Annotated in this window: 21 protein-coding genes; 13 read left to right on the forward strand and 8 right to left on the reverse strand. The window is 72.3% G+C overall.

Features of this window, described 5'->3' with window-relative positions; all coding sequences use genetic code 11:
* Nucleotides 1-16: 16 nt before the first annotated feature.
* Nucleotides 17-1,381 (forward strand): HNH endonuclease, encoded by a 1,365-nt coding sequence (locus tag AC3ANS_RS08765; RefSeq protein WP_488295774.1) that lies wholly within the window; start codon nucleotides 17-19, stop codon nucleotides 1,379-1,381.
* A 72-nt stretch (nucleotides 1,382-1,453) separates the two neighbouring features.
* Here AC3ANS_RS08765 and AC3ANS_RS08770 read toward each other — a convergent pair whose 3' ends face one another.
* Nucleotides 1,454-1,681 carry a hypothetical protein gene (locus AC3ANS_RS08770; RefSeq protein ID WP_488295775.1) on the reverse strand — a complete coding sequence of 76 codons (228 nt, stop codon included), beginning with the start codon at nucleotides 1,679-1,681 and terminating at the stop codon, nucleotides 1,454-1,456.
* A gap of 169 nt (nucleotides 1,682-1,850) precedes the next feature.
* Here AC3ANS_RS08770 and coaE point away from each other — a divergent pair, with 169 nt between their 5' ends.
* Entirely contained in the window at nucleotides 1,851-2,438 is a 588-nt protein-coding gene (gene coaE / locus AC3ANS_RS08775; protein WP_488295776.1) for a dephospho-CoA kinase, read from the forward strand.
* Nucleotides 2,439-2,472: 34 nt separating this feature from the next.
* Here the strand turns inward: coaE and AC3ANS_RS08780 are convergent, their stop codons facing one another.
* Both AC3ANS_RS08780 and AC3ANS_RS08785 read right to left on the reverse strand, forming a co-directional pair.
* The gene (locus AC3ANS_RS08780) at nucleotides 2,473-3,432 is read right to left on the reverse strand and encodes a sigma-70 family RNA polymerase sigma factor (RefSeq protein WP_488295777.1); all 960 of its coding nucleotides are present in this window, start codon (nucleotides 3,430-3,432) and stop codon (nucleotides 2,473-2,475) included.
* Between the two features lie 165 nt (nucleotides 3,433-3,597).
* Entirely contained in the window at nucleotides 3,598-5,820 is a 2,223-nt protein-coding gene (locus tag AC3ANS_RS08785) for a S9 family peptidase (RefSeq protein WP_488295778.1), read from the reverse strand.
* A gap of 23 nt (nucleotides 5,821-5,843) precedes the next feature.
* Between AC3ANS_RS08785 and AC3ANS_RS08790 the strand changes: the two genes are divergently transcribed.
* The 3 genes from AC3ANS_RS08790 to AC3ANS_RS08800 all read left to right on the forward strand — a co-directional run bounded on the left by AC3ANS_RS08790 (nucleotide 5,844) and on the right by AC3ANS_RS08800 (nucleotide 8,402).
* Nucleotides 5,844-6,539, forward strand: coding sequence for a LamB/YcsF family protein (locus tag AC3ANS_RS08790; protein ID WP_488295779.1), 696 nt, complete (start codon nucleotides 5,844-5,846; stop codon nucleotides 6,537-6,539).
* Nucleotides 6,540-6,924: 385 nt separating this feature from the next.
* Nucleotides 6,925-7,527, forward strand: coding sequence for a 5-oxoprolinase subunit B family protein (locus AC3ANS_RS08795; RefSeq protein WP_488295780.1), 603 nt, complete (start codon nucleotides 6,925-6,927; stop codon nucleotides 7,525-7,527).
* Entirely contained in the window at nucleotides 7,524-8,402 is an 879-nt protein-coding gene (locus AC3ANS_RS08800; RefSeq protein ID WP_488295781.1) for a 5-oxoprolinase subunit C family protein, read from the forward strand. The genes AC3ANS_RS08795 and AC3ANS_RS08800 overlap by 4 nt, the downstream gene beginning before the upstream one ends.
* Here AC3ANS_RS08800 and AC3ANS_RS08805 read toward each other — a convergent pair.
* Nucleotides 8,353-9,681, reverse strand: coding sequence for a DNA polymerase IV (locus tag AC3ANS_RS08805; protein WP_488295782.1), 1,329 nt, complete (start codon nucleotides 9,679-9,681; stop codon nucleotides 8,353-8,355). The two genes, AC3ANS_RS08800 and AC3ANS_RS08805, sit on opposite strands and share 50 nt — an antisense overlap.
* 126 nt (nucleotides 9,682-9,807) lie before the next feature.
* On the opposite strand from AC3ANS_RS08805, the gene AC3ANS_RS08810 reads away from it, so the two are divergent.
* Genes AC3ANS_RS08810 through AC3ANS_RS08820 form a run of 3 tightly spaced genes read left to right on the forward strand, consistent with a single transcriptional unit; the run spans nucleotide 9,808 to nucleotide 13,467 of the window.
* Entirely contained in the window at nucleotides 9,808-10,785 is a 978-nt protein-coding gene (locus AC3ANS_RS08810; protein WP_488295783.1) for a DUF4192 domain-containing protein, read from the forward strand.
* A 60-nt stretch (nucleotides 10,786-10,845) separates the two neighbouring features.
* The gene (locus tag AC3ANS_RS08815; RefSeq protein ID WP_488295784.1) at nucleotides 10,846-11,997 is read left to right on the forward strand and encodes a carboxylate-amine ligase; all 1,152 of its coding nucleotides are present in this window, start codon (nucleotides 10,846-10,848) and stop codon (nucleotides 11,995-11,997) included.
* A gap of 9 nt (nucleotides 11,998-12,006) precedes the next feature.
* Nucleotides 12,007-13,467 (forward strand): glutamate-cysteine ligase family protein, encoded by a 1,461-nt coding sequence (locus tag AC3ANS_RS08820; RefSeq protein WP_488295785.1) that lies wholly within the window; start codon nucleotides 12,007-12,009, stop codon nucleotides 13,465-13,467.
* Between the two features lie 17 nt (nucleotides 13,468-13,484).
* Here AC3ANS_RS08820 and AC3ANS_RS08825 read toward each other — a convergent pair whose 3' ends face one another.
* On the reverse strand, nucleotides 13,485-13,907 hold the full coding sequence (locus tag AC3ANS_RS08825; RefSeq protein WP_488295786.1) for a hypothetical protein: 423 nt from the start codon (nucleotides 13,905-13,907) through the stop codon (nucleotides 13,485-13,487).
* Nucleotides 13,908-14,069: 162 nt separating this feature from the next.
* Here AC3ANS_RS08825 and AC3ANS_RS08830 point away from each other — a divergent pair, with 162 nt between their 5' ends.
* The 4 genes from AC3ANS_RS08830 to AC3ANS_RS08845 all read left to right on the forward strand — a co-directional run bounded on the left by AC3ANS_RS08830 (nucleotide 14,070) and on the right by AC3ANS_RS08845 (nucleotide 17,561).
* The gene (locus AC3ANS_RS08830; RefSeq protein ID WP_488295787.1) at nucleotides 14,070-14,471 is read left to right on the forward strand and encodes a universal stress protein; all 402 of its coding nucleotides are present in this window, start codon (nucleotides 14,070-14,072) and stop codon (nucleotides 14,469-14,471) included.
* A gap of 37 nt (nucleotides 14,472-14,508) precedes the next feature.
* The gene (locus tag AC3ANS_RS08835; protein ID WP_488295788.1) at nucleotides 14,509-15,075 is read left to right on the forward strand and encodes an HhH-GPD-type base excision DNA repair protein; all 567 of its coding nucleotides are present in this window, start codon (nucleotides 14,509-14,511) and stop codon (nucleotides 15,073-15,075) included.
* 307 nt (nucleotides 15,076-15,382) lie between these two features.
* Nucleotides 15,383-16,894 (forward strand): RNA polymerase sigma factor, encoded by a 1,512-nt coding sequence (locus tag AC3ANS_RS08840; protein ID WP_488295789.1) that lies wholly within the window; start codon nucleotides 15,383-15,385, stop codon nucleotides 16,892-16,894.
* A gap of 115 nt (nucleotides 16,895-17,009) precedes the next feature.
* Nucleotides 17,010-17,561: a hypothetical protein gene (locus AC3ANS_RS08845; RefSeq protein WP_488295790.1), complete on the forward strand. Its 552-nt coding sequence runs from the start codon at nucleotides 17,010-17,012 to the stop codon at nucleotides 17,559-17,561.
* 10 nt (nucleotides 17,562-17,571) lie between these two features.
* Here AC3ANS_RS08845 and AC3ANS_RS08850 read toward each other — a convergent pair whose 3' ends face one another.
* The 3 genes from AC3ANS_RS08850 to AC3ANS_RS08860 all read right to left on the reverse strand — a co-directional run bounded on the left by AC3ANS_RS08850 (nucleotide 17,572) and on the right by AC3ANS_RS08860 (nucleotide 19,194).
* Entirely contained in the window at nucleotides 17,572-18,402 is an 831-nt protein-coding gene (locus tag AC3ANS_RS08850) for an EamA family transporter (protein WP_488295791.1), read from the reverse strand.
* Nucleotides 18,402-18,878, reverse strand: a complete 477-nt coding sequence (locus AC3ANS_RS08855) for a DUF456 domain-containing protein (protein WP_488295792.1) — start codon at nucleotides 18,876-18,878, stop codon at nucleotides 18,402-18,404. Before AC3ANS_RS08855 ends, AC3ANS_RS08850 begins: the two co-directional genes overlap by 1 nt.
* Before the next feature lie 82 nt (nucleotides 18,879-18,960).
* Nucleotides 18,961-19,194 (reverse strand): DUF7455 domain-containing protein, encoded by a 234-nt coding sequence (locus AC3ANS_RS08860; protein WP_488295793.1) that lies wholly within the window; start codon nucleotides 19,192-19,194, stop codon nucleotides 18,961-18,963.
* A 568-nt stretch (nucleotides 19,195-19,762) separates the two neighbouring features.
* Between AC3ANS_RS08860 and AC3ANS_RS08865 the strand changes: the two genes are divergently transcribed.
* Nucleotides 19,763-21,751, forward strand: a complete 1,989-nt coding sequence (locus AC3ANS_RS08865) for a DNA gyrase/topoisomerase IV subunit B (protein WP_488295794.1) — start codon at nucleotides 19,763-19,765, stop codon at nucleotides 21,749-21,751.
* The last annotated feature ends 109 nt before the right edge of the window (nucleotides 21,752-21,860 follow it).

Raw genomic sequence — 21,860 nt, forward strand, 5'->3', positions numbered from 1 at the left:
GTCTAGCGTGGTCGACATGGCAGATCTCGGGCAGCATGGTCGGGCGGGGAGCGCCGGCGGAGCTGTCGCCGCGCTGCCGTCGGCCGCGGAGATCCACGCGTTCGCGGCCCGGGTGTCGAGCAGGTCGGCCGCCGGGCTGACGGACGCCGAGCGGATCGACTTCCTGCGTGCGGCCGAGGAGCTCAAGTGCGTCCTCGAAGGTGCTCAGGCGGAGGTCAGCGTCGCCTTCGATGCCTCGCAGCGGGCCGAGCAAGCCCGCGCCGGGGTGCGCGCCGAGCGCCGGGGACGCGGAGTGGCCGCCCAGATCGCGTTGGCGCGGCGGGTCTCCCATCACCGCGGCGTCCGGCTGCTGCACCTGGCCAAGCGGCTCCAGGACCTGCCCGAGACCCGCTCCGCCCTGCGCGCCGGACACATCACCGAGTTCAAGGCTTCGATCATCGCCCGCGACACCGAGTGTCTGTCCCCGCAGCACCGGGGACGGGTCGACCTGGCGATCGCCGGTGACCCCGCCTGGCTCGAGTCGCTCGGCGATCGGCAGCTCGAGGCCGAGGTGCAGAAGCTTGCCTACCGGTTCGACCCGCAGGCCTTCGTCAAGCGCTCGGCCCAGGCTGCAGGCGACCGCCGGGTGACGTCTCAGCCGGCACCCGACACGATGATGAGGCTCGGCGCGCTGCTCCCGGTCGTGCAGGGCGTTGCCACCTACGCGGCCCTGAACGCCTGGGCGCTCGCCCAGATCGCAGCCGGTGACGGTCGGAGCAAGGGGCAGCTGATGGCCGACCGGCTCGTCGAGCTGGTCACGGGCCAGGCGTCCGCCGACCAGGTGCCCGTCCGGGCAGACGTCCTGCTGGCCGACACCACGCTGCTCGGCATGGACGACGAGCCCGGCTGGGTGGCGGGCTACGGGCCCGTCCCAGCCGAGGTCGCACGCCACCTGATCCGGCAAGCGCACGAACAGGGGTTGGCCGCTCTGCGTCGCCTCTACACGCACCCGGAGACCGGGCGACTGGTGGCCGCGGAGTCCCGCTCCACGCGCTTCCCCGACGGCCTGGCCGACCTGATCGGGCTCCGTGACCAGGGGCGGTGCCGGAGCCCCTGGTGCGACGCCCCGATCGCCGATAGCGACCACGCCCGGAGTCGCGCCGAGGGTGGCTCGACCACGTTCGTCAACGGTCAGGGCTACTGCGAGGCCTGCAACATCGCCAAGGAGGCCATCGGTTGGCGGGCGAGACCCCGGCCCGGACCCGACGGGCACCCCGATCTCCACACGATCGAGACGACCACACCGACCGGGCACGTCTACACGAGCGTCGCGCCCCAGATTCGCGTGGTCCGACGACCGATGCCGATGGAGATCTACCTGGCCGACGAGTCCGTCGCCTGACACAGCCCATGCTCCGAACCAGAGCAGACCGGGTCGTGATCACCGGCTGAGCGTCCCCGCGTACAGCAGCGCTCAGCCGGCGAACCAGCTGTCGGGGCCGACGTCCGGCGGCTCGGGCAGCGGGGGCTCCTGGCTGCGTGGTTGCCGGGGCCACAGTTGGTGTACGCGCGCTGCGGCGGCAGCGATCTGCTCCCCGGGCATCTCGGTCACATGGTCGGTGATGTCGTGCTTGGGCCACGCGCAGACGATCCGGAGAGGTCCGGCCGGCGGCAACGGGGCGATGAAGAAGTCGATGTCCACAGCGAGGTGCCCGCCACCACCCCCGCCCGGGAACACCATCACGCCGCCGCCCCGTGCGCCGGAGCCGCCACCCCATCCGGCGTTGCTTCCGCGGCGACCATCCGCGAACTCGACACCGACCAGGATCCCGTCGGGACGGAGTCGCCGACACGTCGGGCAGGATGACCCCATGCGAGTGGGACTCACCGGCGGCATCGCGTCAGGCAAGAGCACGGTGTCGGCGATGCTGACCGAGCTGGGTGCGGTGGTCATCGACGCCGACCGGCTGGCGCGGGAGGTGGTGGCCAAGGGGACCGCCGGCCTCCAGCAGGTCGTCGAGGCGTTCGGGCCGGAGATCCTCACCGAGGACGGCGAGATGGACCGGGCGGCGGTGGGCCGGATCGTGTTCGAGGACGAGGCCAAGCGCAAGCTGCTCGAGCGCATCGTGCACCCGCTGGTCTTCGAGCGGTACGCCGCGCTCGAGGCGGCCGCCCCGGAGGACGGGATCGTCGTCCACGACATCCCGCTGCTGGCCGAGTCGGGTCGGGTCGCGGACTTCGACGCGGTGATCGTCGTCGACGCCCCCCACGAGACCCAGGTCGAGCGGATGCTCCGCGACCGGGGCATGACCCGCGAGGACGCCGAGGCGCGGATCGCCGCCCAGGCCACGCGCGAGCAGCGGCGGGCGATCGCGACGTACGTCATCGAGAACACCGCGACGCGCGAAGACCTCCGCCAGCGGGTGACGGAGGTCTTCGAAGATCTACAACGACGTTGACCCGCCCGAAACTTTCGGGCGGGTCAACGTGTCGTCAGGCGGCGAGGTCGGGGTCGCCCAACCTGCGGAGCTTCTGGAGGGCCTCGCGCTCGAGCTGGCGGACCCGCTCGGCGGAGATGCCGTGCTTGGCGCCGATGTCGGCGAGCTTGTGCTGGCGCCCGTCGACCAGGCCGTAGCGCGAGCGGATGATGTCGGCGGCCCGGTCGTCGAGTTGGCCGACCAGGCTGTTGAGCCGGTCGCGGGACTCGACGTCGATGAAGTTCAGGTCGGGACCGGGAGCGGTCTCCTGAGCCATCAGGTCGCCCAGCGAGGTGTCGCCGTCCTCGTCGACGGGGGAGTCGAGGCTCACGTGCTCGCGGCCCCAGGCCATCAGGTCGAGGACCCGGTCGACGTCCATGCCGAGCTCCGCGGCGATCTCACGCGGCTCCGGGTCGCGACCCAGCTGGCGCTCGAGCGTACGGCGGGCGCCGCCGACCTGGTTGAGCTCCTCGACCACGTGCACGGGGAGCCGCACGACGCGCGCCTGCTGGGCGATGCCGCGGGTGATGGCCTGCCGGACCCACCAGGTGGCGTAGGTCGAGAACTTGTAGCCCTTGGTGTAGTCGAACTTCTCGACCGCCCGGATCAGGCCGGTGTTGCCCTCCTGGATCAGGTCGAGCATCGGCATCTGGGCCCGGCCGTACTTGCGCGCGATCGAGACGACCAAGCGCAGGTTGGCGGTGATGAACGTGTCGACGGCCTTGCGGCCCTCCTCGGCGAGCCACTCGAGCTCCTCCACGGAGGCCGACATCGGGGCGCCGCCCTTCTTGCGGCCCACCCGGCCCTCGGCGAGCAGGTGCTCGGCCATCAGGCCGGCCTCGATCGCCTTGGAGAGCTCCACCTCGCTCGCGGCGTCGAGCAGTGGGTTGCGGGCGATCTCGTCGAGGTACAGGCCGACGCTGTCGCGGCCCTCGATCTCGCGAGTGCCGGCGGATACAGCGGTGCGTGTAGCCATGGGTCGCCCTCCAATCTCACGTGAACGGCGCCACTGCGCCTCCACACGTCCCTTACAACGTCCACGGTGACCAGTGGATTCCCTGGTCAAACGTTGAACTTCTCAATCCGAATGACGTGTGAGCGGCCTGCGGAGTTGCGTCCGGCCGGTACTCTCAGGGACTTCTCAGGGGGCGACCCTGGCCTGGCTCTGCAGCGGGAGGTCCGCCAGCCCCATCCGATCGAGGATCCAGGCCAGGGCGAACGCGCGGTCGTGCCAGGCCTTGTACCGCCCCGAGACCCCGCCGTGGCCGGCCGCCATCTCGGTGCGCAGCAGGAAGTCTCGTCGCCCGACCGCGGTCGCGCGGAGCCGTGCGATCCACTTGGCGGGCTCGACGTAGAGCACCCGGGTGTCGTTGAGCGAGGTCTCCGCGAGGATCGGCGGGTAGTCGACCGCGGCCACGTTGTCGTACGGCGAGTACGACGCGAGGTAGTCGTACACCTCCGCGTCGGCCTCGGGGTTGCCCCACTCGTCGTACTCCGGCACGGTCAGCGGCAGGCTGGCGTCGAGCATCGAGGTCAGTGCGTCCACGAAGGGCACCTCGGCGACGAACCCCGCGAACAGCTCGGGCGCTTGGTTGGCGACCGCGCCGATGAGCAGGCCGCCGGCGCTGCCGCCCTCGGCGACCAGCCGGTCCGGGGTGGTCCAGCCGGTGTCGACCAGGTGGCGCGCGCAGGCGACGAAGTCGGAGAACGTGTTCTTCTTCTGGCTGAGCTTGCCCTCGTCGTACCACCGCCGGCCCATCTCGCCGCCGCCGCGCACGTGGGCGATCGCGAACGCGGCGCCCCGGTCGAGCAGCGAGAGCCGGGCGATCGAGAAGTAGGGATCGATCGAGGTCTCGTAGGCGCCGTACCCGTAGAGCAGCACCGGCACGGGGCCGGTGCCCGCCCCAGAATCGAGGGGAGTGTCCCGGGAGCCGCGCTTCGCGACGATCGAGATCGGCACCCGCTCGCCGTCCTCGGCGCTCGCCCAGAGGCGGTGCTCCTCGTAGTCGGCCGGGTCGTAGCCGCCGAGCACGGGGGCGCGGCGCAGCAGCGTGAGCTCGCGGCTGCGCACGTCGTAGTCGTAGACCGAGGAGGGGACCGCCATCGAGGTGTAGCCGAGCCGGAGCACCGGCTGGGCGAAGCCCGGGTTGCCGGCCGCCCCGACGGTGTAGATCTCCTGGTCGAACTCCACGAGGTAGTCGTCGGTGACGCCCTCGTCACCGAGCTCGAGGATGCGCAGCTGGGTCAGGCCCTCGCTGCGCTGGTGCACGACGAGGTGGCCGGCGAACGCGTCGACGTCCTCGAGGCGTACGGCGGGGTCGTGCGCGACCAGCGGCCGCCACTGTTCCGCGGGAGTCGGCGCGACCGGCGCGGTGGCGAGCTCGAAGTCGGGTCCGGTGTTGTTGTGCAGGACCAGGAAGACGTCCTCGCCGGCGAGCACCGCGTGGTCGAGGGAGTACTCCAGGCCCTCGCGCCGCTCGGCGAAGACCCGCCAGCCGGCGTCCGGGTCGTCGGCGTCGAGGTAGCGGTACTCCGAGGTCGACTTCGACCCCGACGCGATCACCAGGAAGCGGTCGCTGCGGGTGCGGCCCACCCCGACCCAGAAGCGGCCGTCGGTCTCGTCGTGGACCAGCTCGTCCTCGGCCTGCGTGGTGCCGAGCCGGTGCCGCCAGATCTTGTCGGCGCGCCAGCTGTCGTCGACGGTCGTGTAGTAGAAGTTCTCGCCGGCCCGGTCCCAGGTGGCGCCGCCCAGGACGCCGGTGATCTCGTCGGGCAGCAGGTCGCCGGTGTCGAGCTGCTTGACCTGGATCGTGTAGCGCTCGTCGCCGACCACGTCGGTCGCGTAGGCGAGCAGCGTCCCGTCGGGGCTGACCGAGGACCCGCCGAGGGAGAAGAACTCGTGACCCTCGGCCAGCGCGTCGAGGTCGAGCAGCACCTGCTCGCCGGGGAGGGCCGGCTCGTCGGGCCGGGCGGCCTCCGCGGGCTTGGGCGGGGTCCAGTCGTCGGGGCCGGCGACCGGCACGCGGCAGGTGGCTCCGTACTCCTTGCCCTCGAAGGAGCGGCCGTAGTACCAGTGCCCGCGGTTGCGGGTCGGGACCGAGAGGTCGGTCTCGAGCGTGCGGGCCTTGATCTCCGCGAAGATCGACTGCCGCAGGTCGGCGAGGTGAGCGGTCCGCTCGCGGGTGTAGGCGTTCTCGGCCTCGAGGTAGGACACGACCTCAGCGGAGTCCTTGTCGCGCAGCCACTCGTAGTCGTCGACGCGCGTGTGCCCGTGGTGCTCGGCGGTGGTGGGTCGTCGCTCGGCGATCGGTGGGGCAACCGGTGGGGCGGTGGGCGGGACGAGCGGTTCGGGCGAGGACTGCATGGCCGCGACGATAGCGTCGGGGCATGGCGCGCCCGCGGATCGACCTCAACGCCGACCTCGGCGAGGACGTCACCGACGACGAGGCGCTGCTGGCCGTGGTGACGAGTGCCAACGTCGCCTGCGGCTACCACGCGGGCAGTCGCGACGTCATGCGCGCGGTGTGCGCGGAGGCCGCCCGCCTCGGGGTCGTGCTCGGCGCACAGGTCTCCTACGACGACCGGGACAACTTCGGTCGGGTCGAGCTCGAGGTGCCCTACGCCGTGCTGCGCGAGCACGTCGCCGACCAGGTGGGGACGCTCTCGGAGATCGCCGCGGCGGAGGGTACGGCGGTGCGGTACGTCAAGCCGCACGGCGCGCTCTACCACCGCGTGCTCGACGACGAGGAGCAGGCGCGCGCGGTCCTGGACGGCTCGGGGACGCTGGCCGTGCTCGGGATGCCGGGGGAGCTCCTGCGGCTCGCCGGGGAAGCGGGCCGGGCGGTGTTCCACGAGGGGTTCCCCGACCGCGGCTACACCGCCGATGGGCGGCTGCTGCCGCGGGCGGAGCCCGGCGCGCTGGTCGAGACCCGCGAGGAGGTCGTCGTCCAGGCCCTGGAGCTGGCCGACCGCGTCGACTCGGTCTGCCTGCACGGTGACTCCCCGGGCGCGGTCGGGCACGCGCTCGCCGTACGCCGCTCGCTCGAGGACGCCGGCTTCGAGTTGCGGTCGTTCATCTCCTAGTCGTGCACAGGTTGCTCCACAGGTCTGGACCGCGACCTGTGCAGTGTGCACGCGTGTGGTGGAGAACCGGCCGTCGCCTGTGGAGGGACCTGTGGGAACTCCGGGACGTCTTGCGGGCCGCGCCGGGCCTCCCGTAGAACTCTCCTACCGGCCCACCGCAAGGCGGACCGGGGATCGGACAGGGACGAAGACCCGCACCCCGAGGCAACTCGAGGCGCCGGCCCGGTGACGGGGGCGGCGGGGTCGGAGCACCGGTTCGATCGACCGGGCGTCACCATCTCCGGTCGACCCGAGGGGCTCCTGGTGCTCATACCACCGGGAGCCCCTCACTCATTTCCCCGCGGTGCGCGATCTCATGCATCGCACTGCCGGGCATGCTGGGGCCATGCCCGTGCAGCTGCGCCCGTTCGGCGCCACCGCCGTGCTCGCCGAGGTCGGCGACGCGGCGTCCGCGCTCGCGCTGGCGACCTGGGCCCGCGCGGTCGGGGTGGCCGCGGTGGAGGTCGTCCCGGCCGCGGAGACCGTGCTCTTCGACGGGGTCGACGACCCCGCCGCACTCGCCGCGTTGATGCGGGCCTGGTCTCCGACCGGTGCGGCCGGCGAGGGCGACCTCGTGGAGCTGCCGGTGACCTACGACGGGCCCGACCTGGCCGGGGTGGCCGAGGCGTGGGGCACGGACCTGGCGGGCGCCGTGCGCCGGCACACCTCGATCGAGTACGTCGCGTCCTTCTGCGGGTTCGCCCCCGGCTTCGCCTACCTGGCCGGGCTGCCCGCCGAGCTCGCCGTACCCCGGCTGGCATCGCCGCGCCCGCGGGTGCCTCCGGGATCGGTGGCGCTCGCCGGCACCTGGTGCGGCGTCTACCCGTCGGCCTCCCCGGGTGGGTGGCGGCTGGTGGGCCGCACCGACGTACCGCTGTGGGATCCGACCGCCGCGTCCCCGGCCCTGCTCGCGCCCGGCACCCGGGTGCGGTTCCGGGACGCTGCGTGAGCCTGGAGGTCCTGGCGACCGGCCCGCTGACGCTCGTGCAGGACCGGGGCCGGCCCGGCCTGGCGCACCTGGGGGTGCCCCGGGCGGGAGCGCTGGACATGCCGGCGGCAGGCCTGGCCAACCGGCTCGTCGGCAACGACGTCGACGCGGCCGTGCTCGAGGTGCTGCTCGGCGGCCTGGAGGTGCGGGCCGCGACCGCCTGCTGGGTGGCCGTGACGGGTGCCCCGGCTCCGGTCGCGATCGACGGCGCGGCGCGCGGCCACGACCGCGCCGAGTGGCTCCCGGCCGGCGCGACCCTGCGGCTGGGCCGGCCGCGCACCGGGGTGCGGACCTACCTGGCGGTCGGCGGCGGCATCGCTGTCGACCCCGTGCTCGGCTCGCGCTCGACCGACACCCTCGCCTGGGTCGGGCCGCCCAGGGTGACCGCCGGCACCACGCTCCCCGTCGGCCGGTCGCGTGGGCGGCCGCGCCCGCTGGACGTCGCGCCGGCCCGTCGGGTGGGGCCGCTGCACGTCGTCCCGGGCCCGCGCGCCGACTGGTTCGGTGCCGACGCGCTCGAGGCGATGTGCGGGTCGCCGTACGTCGTGGAGGCGGACTCCAACCGGATCGGGCTGCGGCTGGACGGTGCCGCGCCGCCGCGGGTGCGCGACGCCGAGCTGCCCAGCGAGGGGATGGTGCTGGGGGCTGTGCAGGTGCCACCGAGCGGGCGGCCCGTGGTGTTCCTGGCCGACCACCCGCCGACCGGCGGCTACCCGGTGATCGCGGTGGTGCACCCGGACGACCTGTGGGTGTGTGCCCAGCTGCGCCCGGGGGAGCAGGTGCGGTTCACGCCTGCTCCGCCGCTTCCTCGGGGGCCGGCGGCTGCCACGCGGTGAGCGCGGGGTCGTCCTCGGCATAGCTGCGCACCGGTCCGGCCGGGGTCTCGGCGGTCTCGAAGCGCACCGTCACCACGCCGCGTCCCGATCCCCACACCCAGCCGCGCCCCATCTCCTCGTGCTCGACGTCCATCCCCGGCGCCCAGGTGCGGCGGGAGTGGTGGGGGATCTCGATCTCGGGGAGCTCGATGTCCTCCTCCTCGGCCGTCTCCCCGAACAGGTCCTCCTGGATCCAGTCGGCCAGCCCGGAGACCCCGACGCCGAGGAGTCGCACGCCGCCGGAGGTGTCGAGGTCGGTGAGCAGGCTCCGGGCCAGCTTCGCGATCGTCCCGGCGGCGTCGGTGGGGGAGGTGAGCGTCGTGGAGCGGCTCAGCGTGGTGAAGTCGTGGAGCCGCACCTTGATCGTCACGGTCCGTCCGGACAGGCCGTGCTTGCGCAGCCGGCCCGCGACCTCGCCGGCCTGGCGGGTGAGCAGGCCCTCCATCAGCCGGCGGTCGGTGAGGTCGGTGTCGTAGGTGCCCTCGACGCTCACGGACTTCGCCTCCCGCTCTGCGACGACGGGCCGATCGTCCTCGGCGCGCGCGAGGTGGAACAGCCAGTGCCCGCTCGCCTTGCCGAGCAGGCGCACCAGCTCGTCCTCGCTGACGGCCTCCAGCTCCGCCACCGTGTGGACGCCCACGCGTCGCAGCCGCTCGGCGGTCGCGGGCCCCACCCCGGGGATCACGCTGACGCTCATCGGGCGCAGCAGGTCCTGCTCGGTGCCGGGCGCGACCACCACGAGGCCGTCGGGCTTGTCGAGGTCGCTGGCGACCTTGGCGATGAACTTCGACGTACCGACCCCCACCGAGGCGGTCAGCCCGCGGGTGGCCTCGCTCACCCGGGCCCGCAGGTCCTCGGCGAACGCCGTGACGGTCGGGAGTTCCAGGTCGGGCAGGTCGGCGCGGGCGAGGTCGACGAACGCCTCGTCCAGCGACAGGGGTTCCACGAGCGGTGAGACCGCGCGCAGGAGCCGCATGACCTGGTCGCTGGCCTCCCGGTAGGCATGGAAGCGCCCGCTCAGGAAGGCCGCGTGCGGGCAGCGCGACCGCGCTTCGCGGGTCGACATGGCCGAGCGAACGCCGAACTGGCGCGCTTCGTACGACGCGGTCGAGACGACCCCGCGGCCACCGACGCCACCCACCACGACCGGCTTGCCGCGCAACGAAGGCTTGTCGCGCTGCTCGACGGCGGCGAAGAACGCGTCCAGGTCGAGATGGAGCACCGACGCTTGCGCACGCACGGGCGCAAGGTACCCCGTCGCGCCGACGAGCCCGCTTTCTCTCCACCGCGAGCCCGTCCGCAGGCCTCTCCACAGGCCCGGTCCGGACGGCCCGCGATCGTCGGACGTCCCGGGGAGGTTCGACCCATGACCGCTCCGACACCGCTCCCACCCCCCACTGTCCTGACCGTCCGCACCCCCGAGGACGCCCTGGCCCTCGTTCCCGTGGTGCTCGGCTTCGTGCCGGCCGACTCGATCGTGATGCTCACGTTCGGCGCCGCGCGAGCGTTCCACGCCCGGTGCGACCTGCCTGACCCCCTCGACGACGTCGAGGAGCTCTCCGAAGCCGTCCAGGCCCTCCTCGCCCCCGCGCTGGCCCACGGGGTCACCCGGGTCCTTCTCATCGTCTACACCGACGATGCCCACCTGGCCCGCGAGGCCGCCTGGGCGCTGTACGGCGGGTTCGAGCTCGCCGACGTGCCGGTGATGGACGTGCTGCACGCCGACGGGCGGCGGTGGTTCCCCGCGCTCGGGGAGCGGTCCGGCCTGCCTGCCGGCGGCACGCCCTACGACGTCTCCGCCCACCCGTTCCTGGCGCACGCCGTCGCCCAGGGGCGGGTGCTGCTCGGCTCCCGCGACGATCTGCGCCAGACCCTCGCTACCGACACCGAGCGCACCGGGCGGGTCGTGGCCGCGCTCGCCGGTCTCACCGGCGACCCGCCACGGCCCGGGCAGCTCGCCGCGGAGGCGGCCTGGGCCTCCGGCCTGGTGAGGCGGCACGTGGTCGCCGGCACGCTCCCGGCCGACGACGAGGTCGCGCGGCTGCTGCGCGGCCTGCTCGACGTGCCGGTGCGCGACGCCGCCTGGGCGCCGCTGACCCGCGCGACCGCGCCGCGGCATGTCGACTTCTGGACCGACGTGGTGCGCCGCACCCCGGTGCCGATGCTGGCCGCCCCGGCCACGTTGCTGGCGCTGGCGGCGTGGCAGGCGGGCCACGGCGCGCTCGCCTGGTGCGCTCTCGACCGGTGCGCCGAGGCCGACGAGGACTATCGCCTCGCCGGGCTGGTGGCTCAGGCCCTGGAGAACGCCGTCGAGCCGGAGGCCTGGGACCGTGCCGCCGAATAGCTGGCCGGGCATGTGGCGGCCTGGTGCGTGCCGGTGGGCGGCAGGGGGTACTCGCCCGCCATGGTTCGCAAGCTCGGCATCGAGGAGGAGCTCCTCCTCCTCGACCCCACGACCCGTGCGGTCGTCCCGGCCGCGCCGGCCGTCCTCAAGGAGTTCCGCGAACGCGGGGCCGGCCGGCGGCGTGCGCGCGCCGCGACCGACGAGCTCGACCAGGAGCTGTTCCGCCACCAGCTCGAGACCCGCACCGACCCGGTCCTCGCCGCGACCGACGCGTTTGATCAGCTGGTCGCCGCGCGCCGAACGGCCGGAGAGGCCGCGCGGGCCGCCGGGCTCGCGATCGGCGCCTGCGGCATCGTGCCGCTGGGCGGCGACCGGTCCGCGGTCAGCCCCAACGACCGCTACCGCGACATGGTCGACACGTTCGGAGAGATCGCCAGGACGGGCGGCACGTGCGGCATGCACGTCCACGTCGACATCGACTCTGTCGAGGAGGGCGTGGGCGTCATCGACCGGATCGCCCCCTGGCTGCCCGTGCTCCTGGCGCTCAGCGCCAACTCGCCGTACACCGAGGGGCGCGACTCGGGCTACGCCTCGTGGCGTGCACAGGTGTGGAGCCGGTGGCCGAGCGCCGGACCGACCGAGCAGTTCGGCTCGCTCGAGCGCTATCAGGAGACCTGCCGGATGCTGCTCGCGACCGGAGCCGCCCGCGACACGGGGATGCTCTACTTCGACGCCCGCCTGGCGCAGGCCCAACCGACGGTCGAGGTGCGGGTGTGCGACGTGTGCACCGACCCGGCCGACGCGGTGACGATCGGGGTGCTGGTCCGGGCGCTCGTCGAGACGGCCGCGGGCGCCTGGGCCGCCGGGACGCCGGCGCCGGACTGGAGGGCCGAGGAGCTCCGTGCCGCCCAGTGGCGGGCCTCGCGCTTCGGCATGTCCGATGCGTTGGTCCATCCATTGCGCCGCGAGCTCCGGCCGGCCGGCGAGGTCGTGGCGGCCCTGGTGGGGTGGATCGAGCCCGCGCTCGCCGAGGCGGGGGACCTCGAGCGGGTCACGTCCGCGATGGAGCGCGCGATCAGCGCCAACGGCGCGACCCGCCAGCGGGCGGCGTACGAGCGCACCGGCGAGGTGAGCGGGGTCGTCGACGACCTCATCGCCCGCACGGAGGCGTCCTGGCGCCAGCACGACGACACCCGCTCCGAGAAGCCCTAGGGTCGGGACATGGGTGAAGAGGTCGAGGCTCAGGAGTTCTCCCGGGCCGACCGCACGCGGCACCGCGAGAAGGTCAGGCGCAACCTGGACGTGTTCGCGCGGATGCTGCGTGAGGCACGGTTCGACACCGACGACCCGATGACCGGGCTGGAGGTCGAGCTCAATCTGGTCGACGAGGAGGGTGACCCGGCGCTGAAGAACTCCGAGGCGCTCGAGGCGATCGCCGACCCGGACTTCCAGACCGAGCTCGGCCAGTTCAACATCGAGATCAACGTGCCGCCGGCTCGGCTGCGCGAGGGCGGCCTGACGACGTTCGAGGACAACCTGCGCCGCAGCCTCAACGACGCCGAGGCCAAGTCCTCCGCGGTCGGCGCGCACATGGTGATGATCGGCATCCTCCCGACGCTCGGCGAGGGTCACATGAGCCTGGCCAGCCTGAGCGCCAACCCGCGCTACAAGCTGCTCAGCGAGCAGATCCTCGACGCCCGGGGCGAGGACATCGCGATCGCGATCGACGGACCGGAGCGGCTGCGCACCAGCGCCGACTCGATCGTGCCGGAGGCGGCCTGCACGAGCACGCAGTTCCACGTGCAGACCTCGCCCGACCAGTTCCCGGCGTACTGGAACGCCTCGCAGGCGATCGCGGCCATCCAGGTGGCCGTCGCGGCCAACTCGCCGTACCTCCTGGGCAAGGAGCTGTGGCGCGAGACCCGGATCCCGCTGTTCGAGCAGGCGACCGACACCCGCAGCGAGGAGCTCAAGGCGCAGGGCGTGCGCCCGCGCGTGTGGTTCGGCGAGCGCTGGATCACCACGGTCTTCGACCTGTTCGAGGAGAACGTCCGCTACTTCCCGGCGCTGCTCCCGATCACCGACGAGGAGGACCCGCTCGCGGTCCTCGAGGCCGGCGGGACGCCCACGCTGCCGGAGCTGCGGCTGCACAACGGCACGATCTACCGCTGGAACCGCCCCGTCTACGACATCGCCAACGGCGTCCCGCACCTGCGTGTGGAGAACCGACTGCTGGCCGCGGGCCCGACGGTCGCCGACACCATCGCGAACGCAGCGTTCTACTTCGGCCTGGTCCGGTCGCTCGCCGAGAGCGAGCGGCCGCTGTGGTCACAGATGTCCTTCAGCGCCGCCGAGGAGAACTTCCACGTCGCCGCCCGGCAGGGCATCGAGGCGCAGGTGTACTGGCCCGGCGTCGGGCAGGTGCGTGCCACCGAGCTCGTGCTGCGCCGGCTGCTGCCGATGGCCCAGGAGGGTCTCGAGAGCTGGGGCGCCTCGGGTGCCGAGATCGACCGGCTGCTCGGCATCATCGAGCAGCGCTGCCTGATCGGCACCAACGGCGCGGAGTGGTTCGTGCAGCGGATGCACCAGGCCGGGGGAGACCGCTACGACGCGCTGCGCGCCACGCTGCTGGAGTACACCCGCGGCATGCACAGCAACGAGCCCGTCCACACCTGGGTCTGAGCGCGGATCGGGCCGCGTCAGCGCTGCCGCAGCCGCTTCCACTCCTGGCGCACCTCGCTGCGCGGGTCGAGCCAGCCGCGCCGGGTGACCACGACGAGGGTGAGCCCCACCCCGGCCTCGGCGGTCGCGGTCCTCGACGCGCTCAGCCAGGCGGCGTCGACGTCCTGCAGCTCCAAGGGGCCGGCCCGGGTCAGCCACAGCATCGGCACGCCGCCTCCTCGGCGGGCTCGGTGGAGGAGGGCCGCGACGACGTCCGCCCGCAGTGCGTGGTCGAGCCTGTCGTCGGGCTGCGTGGCGAAGACCTCCTCGGCACGGCCGGGCACCCCGACGTGCAGCAGCGCCGGGAACCACCGGCGATGCTCGGTCCGGACGTGGTCGAGCACCGCGCGCCGCAGCACCAGCGCCGTCGCCCGGTCGACGGGCTCGCGGATGCCTTCCACGGCGTACCTCCTCGGGCCGTCTCGACGCGGCTCGCAGTTCAGGGTCCCTGAGGACATCGGACGACGTGTCGTTCGTCCACAGGCTGCGGGCACCAGGCCCGATCGGTTACGGTGCGAGAGATGGGCATCCGGCCCACGAGAGCCGCAGGACAGGGAGATTCGATGGGGACCGTCGTCGTGGGGTACGTGCCCAAGCCCGAGGGAGACGCCGCGCTGCACAAGGCGGTCGAGGAGGCCAAGCTCCGCGACGCGAAGCTGGTGGTCGTCAACTCCCACCGCGGCGGGCAGGAGTTCGACGCCGACACCGCCACCCAGGCCGAGCGCGACCTCGACGCGGTGCGCAAGGTCCTCGACGAGTCCGGTGTTCCCTACGACGTGCGCCAGCTGGTCCGCGGCTTCGAGCCGGCCGAGGACCTGATCAGCATCGCCGAGGCCAACGACGCCGACCTGATCGTGATCGGGCTGCGCCGCCGCTCGCCGGTCGGCAAGCTGATCCTCGGCAGCAACGCCCAGCGCGTGCTGCTCGACGCCCACTGCCCGGTCCTCGCCGTCAAGGCCGACTGACCTCGGTCCGCTCCTCGCCTGCGCGATAATCCGGGGCATGGGACTCCACATCACCGGTGAGGCGGCCAGCGACGACGTGCTGGACCAGCACCCGTTCGCGCTCCTGGCCGGCATGATGCTCGACCAGCAGTACCCCATGGAGCACGCGTTCCGCGGCCCCGCGAAGGTGCTCGACCGGTTCGGCAGCCTCGAGCCCGCGCGGATCGCGGCGGCCGACCCCGAGGAGTTCACGGCGCTGTGCGGCACGCCGCCGGCGATCCACCGGTTCCCGGGCTCGATGGCGGCGCGGCTGCAGGCGCTCGCGGCGCTGATCGAGGAGCGGTACGACGGCGACACGGCGCGGCTGTGGATCGAGGCCGCCACCGGCAAGGAGCTGCTCGCCCGGGTGATGGAGCTGCCGGGATTCGGCAAGCAGAAGGCGCAGATCTTCGTCGCGCTGCTGGCCAAGCAGCTCGGCGTACGCCCCGAGGGGTGGGAAGCCGCGGTCGGTGCCTACGCCGAGCCCGGCTACCGATCGGTGGCCGACGTGGTCGACCCCGAGTCGTTGCAGAAGGTGCGGGAGTACAAGAAGCAGAAGAAGGCGGCCGCGAAGGCGGCTGGCTAGACCACCTGGGGGCTACTCGCGAGTCACCTCGATCTGCACCTAACGTCACCAGCGGCGAGCCTGTAGGTCGACTGAGTTCCCCTCCCAAAGGATCCGTCCCTCTCGGGCCACGCCGAGCCCCGTCGTCCTCCGGTCGGCGGGGCTCACTGCGTCCGGCGCGCCACGCCGCGCCCTCGACACCGCTGAGAACGGGGGGACTGGCACCAGCATCAGGGAGCCCGTGGCAGAATGAGGACCGCGGCTCTTGACGTTACCGGGTCTTGCCGCGCCCCGATCTGGTTCTCACAGTCGTTGACGAGAGGTGTTCGTGTCCTCGAACGCGCGCAAGATGCTCCCCGCCGAGGTGCTCACGCACCCTGCCGTCGTCACCCTCATCGAGCGAGGTACGCCGACCGGCAGCATCACTCCGGAGGAGGTGCGCCGGGCCAGTGAGGACGCGGCGGTCGAGCCGCGCCACCTCAAGGCTCTGCTGGCCCACCTGAGCTCGCTGGGCATCGCCGTGGAGATCCCGGCGACCAGCCGCGCGGTCGCCGCCACCTCGGCGCGCAAGACCACCACGGCCAAGGCCGCGGCACCGGCGAAGAAGGCCGCCGCCCCGGCGCCGGCCAAGGCCGCTGCCCCGGCGGCGAAGAAGGCAGCGCCCGCCGCGACCAAGACCGCGGGCCGCAAGGCCGCCTCGAGCCGGGTCGCCAACGACGGCGCCGACAACGCCGAGACGACCGAGTCCGACCAGTCGACGGTCGTGATCGGCCCCGACGGCAAGAAGATCCTGCCCGACCTGCCCGACGAGCAGTTCGAGAAGGACGTCGTCGCCGACCCGACGATCGTCGAGGACGAGAAGTCCGCGACGTTCGTGGTCTCCGCCGCCGACGACACCGACGAGCCCGAGCAGCAGGTCATGGTCGCGGGCGCGACCGCCGACCCGGTCAAGGACTACCTCAAGCAGATCGGCAAGGTCCCGCTGCTCAACGCCGAGATGGAGGTCGAGCTCGCCAAGCGGATCGAGGCCGGCCTGTTCTCGGAGGAGAAGCTCGCCAAGGGCGGCAAGCTCTCGCCGAAGATCACCGAGGAGCTCGAGTGGATCGCGGAGGACGGTCGCCGCGCCAAGAACCACCTCCTCGAGGCCAACCTGCGCCTGGTCGTCTCGCTGGCCAAGCGCTACACCGGTCGCGGCATGCTGTTCCTGGACCTGATCCAGGAGGGCAACCTCGGCCTGATCCGTGCGGTCGAGAAGTTCGACTACACCAAGGGCTACAAGTTCTCGACGTACGCGACGTGGTGGATCCGCCAGGCGATCACCCGCGCGATGGCCGACCAGGCCCGCACGATCCGCATCCCGGTGCACATGGTCGAGGTCATCAACAAGCTGGCCCGGGTGCAGCGCCAGATGCTCCAGGACCTGGGCCGCGAGCCCACCCCGGAGGAGCTCGCCAAGGAGCTCGACATGACCCCCGAGAAGGTCATCGAGGTCCAGAAGTACGGCCGCGAGCCGATCTCGCTGCACACCCCGCTCGGCGAGGACGGCGACTCCGAGTTCGGCGACCTGATCGAGGACTCCGAGGCGATCGTCCCGGCCGACGCCGTGTCGTTCACGCTCCTGCAGGAGCAGCTGCACGCGGTCCTCGACACGCTCTCCGAGCGTGAGGCGGGTGTGGTCAGCATGCGGTTCGGCCTCACCGACGGCCAGCCCAAGACCCTCGACGAGATCGGCAAGGTCTACGGCGTGACCCGCGAGCGGATCCGCCAGATCGAGTCCAAGACGATGTCCAAGCTGCGTCACCCGTCCCGGTCCCAGGTGCTGCGCGACTACCTGGACTAAGGTCCCGCTTGATGACGGGCCGTGCCGCGCAGCTGCGTGGCGCGGCCCGTTTCGCGTCCGGGCCGCCGGTGGCGGTGCGCGGCAACCTTTCCCGGTGATCGGGCATCGTAGGGACATGCAACCCATCTCTCGGATCCTGGCCCCGGTGGTCCTCGCCGCCACCCTTCTCGGCGCAGCCCTCGCGCCGGCGTCCGCTCAGCAGGCGTCGTACGACGACCCCGCCGACATGGGCGGGGCGTCGCTCAACGACCTGCGCCGCGTGGCCGTGGACCATGACGCCGACCGGCTGTCGGTCCGTGTCGGCGTCGTGGACCTGCGCCGCACCTCGGACGCCGGGACCGCGGGCCTGACGATCCGGATCGACACCCGGGCGGGCCGCCCGGGGCCGGAGTTCCGGCTCACGACCGGGCTCTACGACGGCATGGACTACCAGCTGATGAAGGTCCGCGACGGCAAGGCGGTGGGCGAGCCGCTGACGTGCGACCACCAGCTCCGGCTGGGCTTCGCGAAGGACGTGGTGCGGTTCTACGCGGACCGCGCCTGCCTCGGCGAGCCCGGTCGAGTGCGGATCTCGGTGAAGATGACCGACCTGTACGACGGGTCGCACCCGGTCACCGACTGGCTCGGCGAGCCCGGCTCCTGGACCTCCTGGCTGACCGCGGGCTGAGCGACCCGCCTCAGCCGGTGGCGACCAGCGCGACCGCACAGGCGCACAGCGCCAGGCCGACGGCCTGGGCGCGGTGCACGTGCTCGCGGAGCACCGTCGCGGCCAGCAGCACGGTGACGGCGGGGTAGAGCGAGGTCACCACCGAGGTGACGGTCAGGTAGCCACCCTGGGTCGCGACCAGGAACGCTCCGGTCGCCAGCGCCCCGAGGCTGCCGCTGAGCATCCCGCCGAGCGCGTAGCGGTTGCGCGGCACCCAGTCGCGGCGCAGCGCGACGGCCACCGCGACGATCGCGACGCCGGCGACGACCTGGTTCAGTGCCAGCGGCAGGAACCCGGCCTCCTCGGGGATCTGGGCGAGGGCGGCGAAGAGCGTGCCGAACCCCAGGCCGGCGAGGATGCCGTCGAGGAGGCCGGAGCCGCCCGGGGACACCGCCTCGGCCGGCTCTCGGGAGACCAGCCAGATGGCCGGCAGCGCGAGCAAGATGCCCACCCACACCAGCTGACCGGGCCGCTCGCCGGTGGTGACCCCGACGACCACGGGCACGAGCACCGAGCCGATGGCGGAGACCGGGGCGACCACGCCCATCCGGCCCGAGGACAGGCCGCGGTAGAGGAACGCCGTACCGAAGCCGTTGCCGAGCCCGGCGACCAGGCTCCAGGCCAGGTCGGTGCCGGTGGGGGAGCCGTCGGTGACCAGCGCGAGCAGCAGCACGAGCGAGGCGCCGGTGGCCTGACCGGTCAGCGAGACCGCCCATGCGCCGCCGCGTCGCGAGAAGATCCCGCCGTTGAAGTCGCTCAGCCCGTAGGCCACCGCCGCGAGGAGCGACAGCACGATCGGCATCAGGTGGCCACCACGCCGACGATCCAAGCCGCGGTCGCGCCGAGGCCCGTGGCCAGCTCGATGAGGATGCTCAGGCCCACGGCCTTGAGCGAGTGCACCGTGGACGGCCAGGCCTCGGCCGACCCGACCCGGCGCAGCTCGGCCAGGTAGACGCCGAGCACGAACCCGAGGAACAGCCCGACGACGGGTACGACGAAGAAGCCGACCACGCCCAGTGCCGCCCCGAACCACTGCGTCGACGCGGGGATCCCGGCCACCTGGAGGCGGCGGCCGGGCAGGAGGTACTTCACCACCGTGCCGGCGGCGAGGATCGTGACCGCGACGGCCAGGACGACCCAGGCGCCGGCGCTGCCGACCGACCACGCCCAGACCAGGATCGCGGCGCCGATCAGGATCGTGCCGGGCAGGACCGGGACCAGGATGCCGACCAGGCCGACGGCGATCGCCAGGGCGACGAGGACCTCGGTCGGGCTCATGCCCCGAACCCTGTCACAGACGCACCGCGGCCCCGGACAGGTGTCCGGGGCCGCGGTGGAGGTAGGTGGTGTCTGGGAGCCTTCAGCGCTCGCCGTCGGGAGCCGCGGCGGGAGTGCCGGAGAGCTTGTGGGTCTCGTCGACGACGTTGGCGGCGATCTCCTTGAGCTTGTCTCCGTGCTCACGGGCGTGGTGGGCGCAGAAGAGCAGCTCACCACCCGACTGGAGCTCTACGCGGAGGTAGGCCTGGGCTCCGCAACGGTCGCAGCGGTCCGCCGCGCTGAGTGCGGCGGTGCTGGGGGCAACTGCAGTGGTCACATCGGCCTCATTTCTTCGTCTGCCTCGGTGTCAGGGTCAACGTAGCGACGGGCTCCAAGATTCCCGGCACCTCGTGGTGTCCGACACTTCATCCAATCATGTTGATGATTCCCTCTTCGGCCGATTTCCATGCCTTGGGAGACATCTGGGGAGAACGGTTGAGGAGGAACGGAGCACCACGACCCTGGACGGTCACCGAGACGGTCACTGACCAGTCTGACGTGGGTGCGGGGCCCGAGGTTGCGAAACGAGCCGGCCGAGAGCCGATCGTGTCCGCATCGTGACGAACCCCACGGTGCTGCCAGGTGCTGCTGGGTGGTGCTGGTGGTGCTGGTGCTGCTGCGCGGGTCGTGCTCGGGGAAGTGCTGACCACGGTAGCCGCGCCGCCGGCAGGCGAGCCTTCACCGACCTCCGGCGTGTCGCAGGTAGATTCGAGACCCAGACCCGCACGGATTGCCGGCGGCCACGACCGGCCGCCACGACCAGGAGCCCCACGATCGACAACACGTACAACGCCGCGCACCTCCTCGTCCTCGAGGGCCTGGAGGCGGTCCGCAAGCGTCCCGGGATGTACATCGGGTCGACCGACACCCGGGGCCTGATGCACTGCCTGTGGGAGATCATCGACAACGGCGTCGACGAGGCCCTCGGCGGCCACGCGACCCACGTCGAGGTCACGCTCCACCCCGACGGCTCCGCCGAGGTCTACGACGACGGCCGCGGCATCCCGACCGACAAGGAGCCCAAGACCGGGCTCCCCGGCGTCGAGGTGGTCGCGACCAAGCTCCACGCGGGCGGCAAGTTCGGCGGTGGCTCGTACGTCGCGACCGGCGGGCTGCACGGCGTCGGCCTCTCGGTCGTCAACGCGCTCGCCACCCGGATGGACATCGACGTCGACCGCTCGCCCTCCCAGCAGGGCATCTCGTTCCGGCGTGGCGTCCCCGGCGTCTTCAGCGGGGACGGCCCGGAGGCGGCGTTCGAGGCCCGCTCAGGCCTGACCCGCAAGGGCGGCCGGGTGGCCAAGGGCAGGTCCGGCACCCGCATCGTGTTCTGGCCCGACCGGCAGATCTTCACCAAGGACGCGCAGTTCGTCTACGAGGACCTGATCGGCCGGGCCCGGCAGACGTCGTTCATCGTCCCCGGCCTCGAGCTGGTGATCCGCGACCTGCGCGGCCCCGACCCGGTGGAGGAGAAGTTCCGCCACGACGGCGGGATCGCGGAGTTCGCGGACTTCCTCGCGCCCGACGAGCCGGTCACCGACATCCTGCGGCTGCAGGGCACCGAGACGTTCACCGAGACGGTCCCGCTGCTCGACGCCCAGGGGCAGATGACCCCGCAGGAGGTCGAGCGCGAGCTGCACGTCGACGTCGCGCTGCGCTGGGGCACCGGTTACGACACCGTGCTCCGCTCCTTCGTCAACGTGATCGCCACGCCCAAGGGCGGCACCCACGTCAGCGGCTTCGAGCAGGCGCTCACCCGCACGTTCAACGACGTGATGAAGTCCGCCAAGGTGCTCAAGGTCAACGACGACGACGTCATCAAGGACGACGTCCTCGAGGGCATGACAGCGGTCGTGACCGCCCGCCTGGCCGAGCCCCAGTTCGAGGGGCAGACCAAGGAGATCCTCGGCACACCCGCCGCCCGCACCGTCGTACGCCGCGTGGTCACCGCCGAGCTGAAGAAGTTCCTCACCTCGACCAAGCGTGCCGAGAAGGCCCAGGCCAAGCTCGTCATGGAGAAGGTCGCCGCCGCGGCGAAGACCAGGCTCGCGGCACGCCAGCACAAGGAGACCCAGCGCCGCAAGAACGCGCTGGAGTCCTCGGCACTTCCCTCCAAGCTCGCCGACTGCCGGGCGGTCGACAACGACCGCACCGAGCTGTTCATCGTCGAGGGTGACTCGGCGCTGGGCACGGCCAAGCTGGCCCGCAACTCCGAGTTCCAGGCGCTGCTGCCGATCCGCGGCAAGATCCTCAACGTCCAGAAGGCCTCGGTCGGCGACATGCTCAAGAACGCCGAGTGTGCCTCGATCATCCAGGTCGTCGGCGCCGGGTCGGGCCGCACGTTCGAGCTCGACGCCCGCCGCTACGGCCGGATCATCTTCATGGCCGACGCCGACTCCGACGGCGCCCACATCCGCTGCCTGCTCGCCACGCTGTTCTACAAGTACATGCCCGAGCTGATCCAGGAGGGCCGCGTCTACACCGCGGTGCCCCCGCTGCACCGGGTCGAGATCTCCAACCCCAAGAAGGGGATGGAGAAGTACGTCTACACCTATTCCGACGACGAGCTGCAGCGCAAGCTGGCCGAGCTGAAGAAGAAGGGCGTGCGCTGGAAGGACCCGGTGCAGCGCTACAAGGGTCTCGGCGAGATGGACGCCGACCAGCTGGCAGAGACCACGATGGACCCCCGGCACCGCACGCTGCGCCGGATCACCATCGACAACGCCGAAGAGGCGGCCCAGGTCTTCGAGCTGTTGATGGGGTCCGACGTCGCGCCCCGCAAGGAGTTCATCGTGCAGGGGGCCTACGAGGTGGACGTCGAGACCCTCGACGCCTGACCGACTCCCCTCGGGCTCGGTCCGTAGGTGAGCCCGAGCGGCGAAGCCGCTGCCGGATCTTTCGGGTCGTCCTTCGGTAGGCTGGGCGCTGATGGCGGTGGGGCTCGCC

This window comes from Nocardia sp. 149-1B, assembly GCF_057747975.1.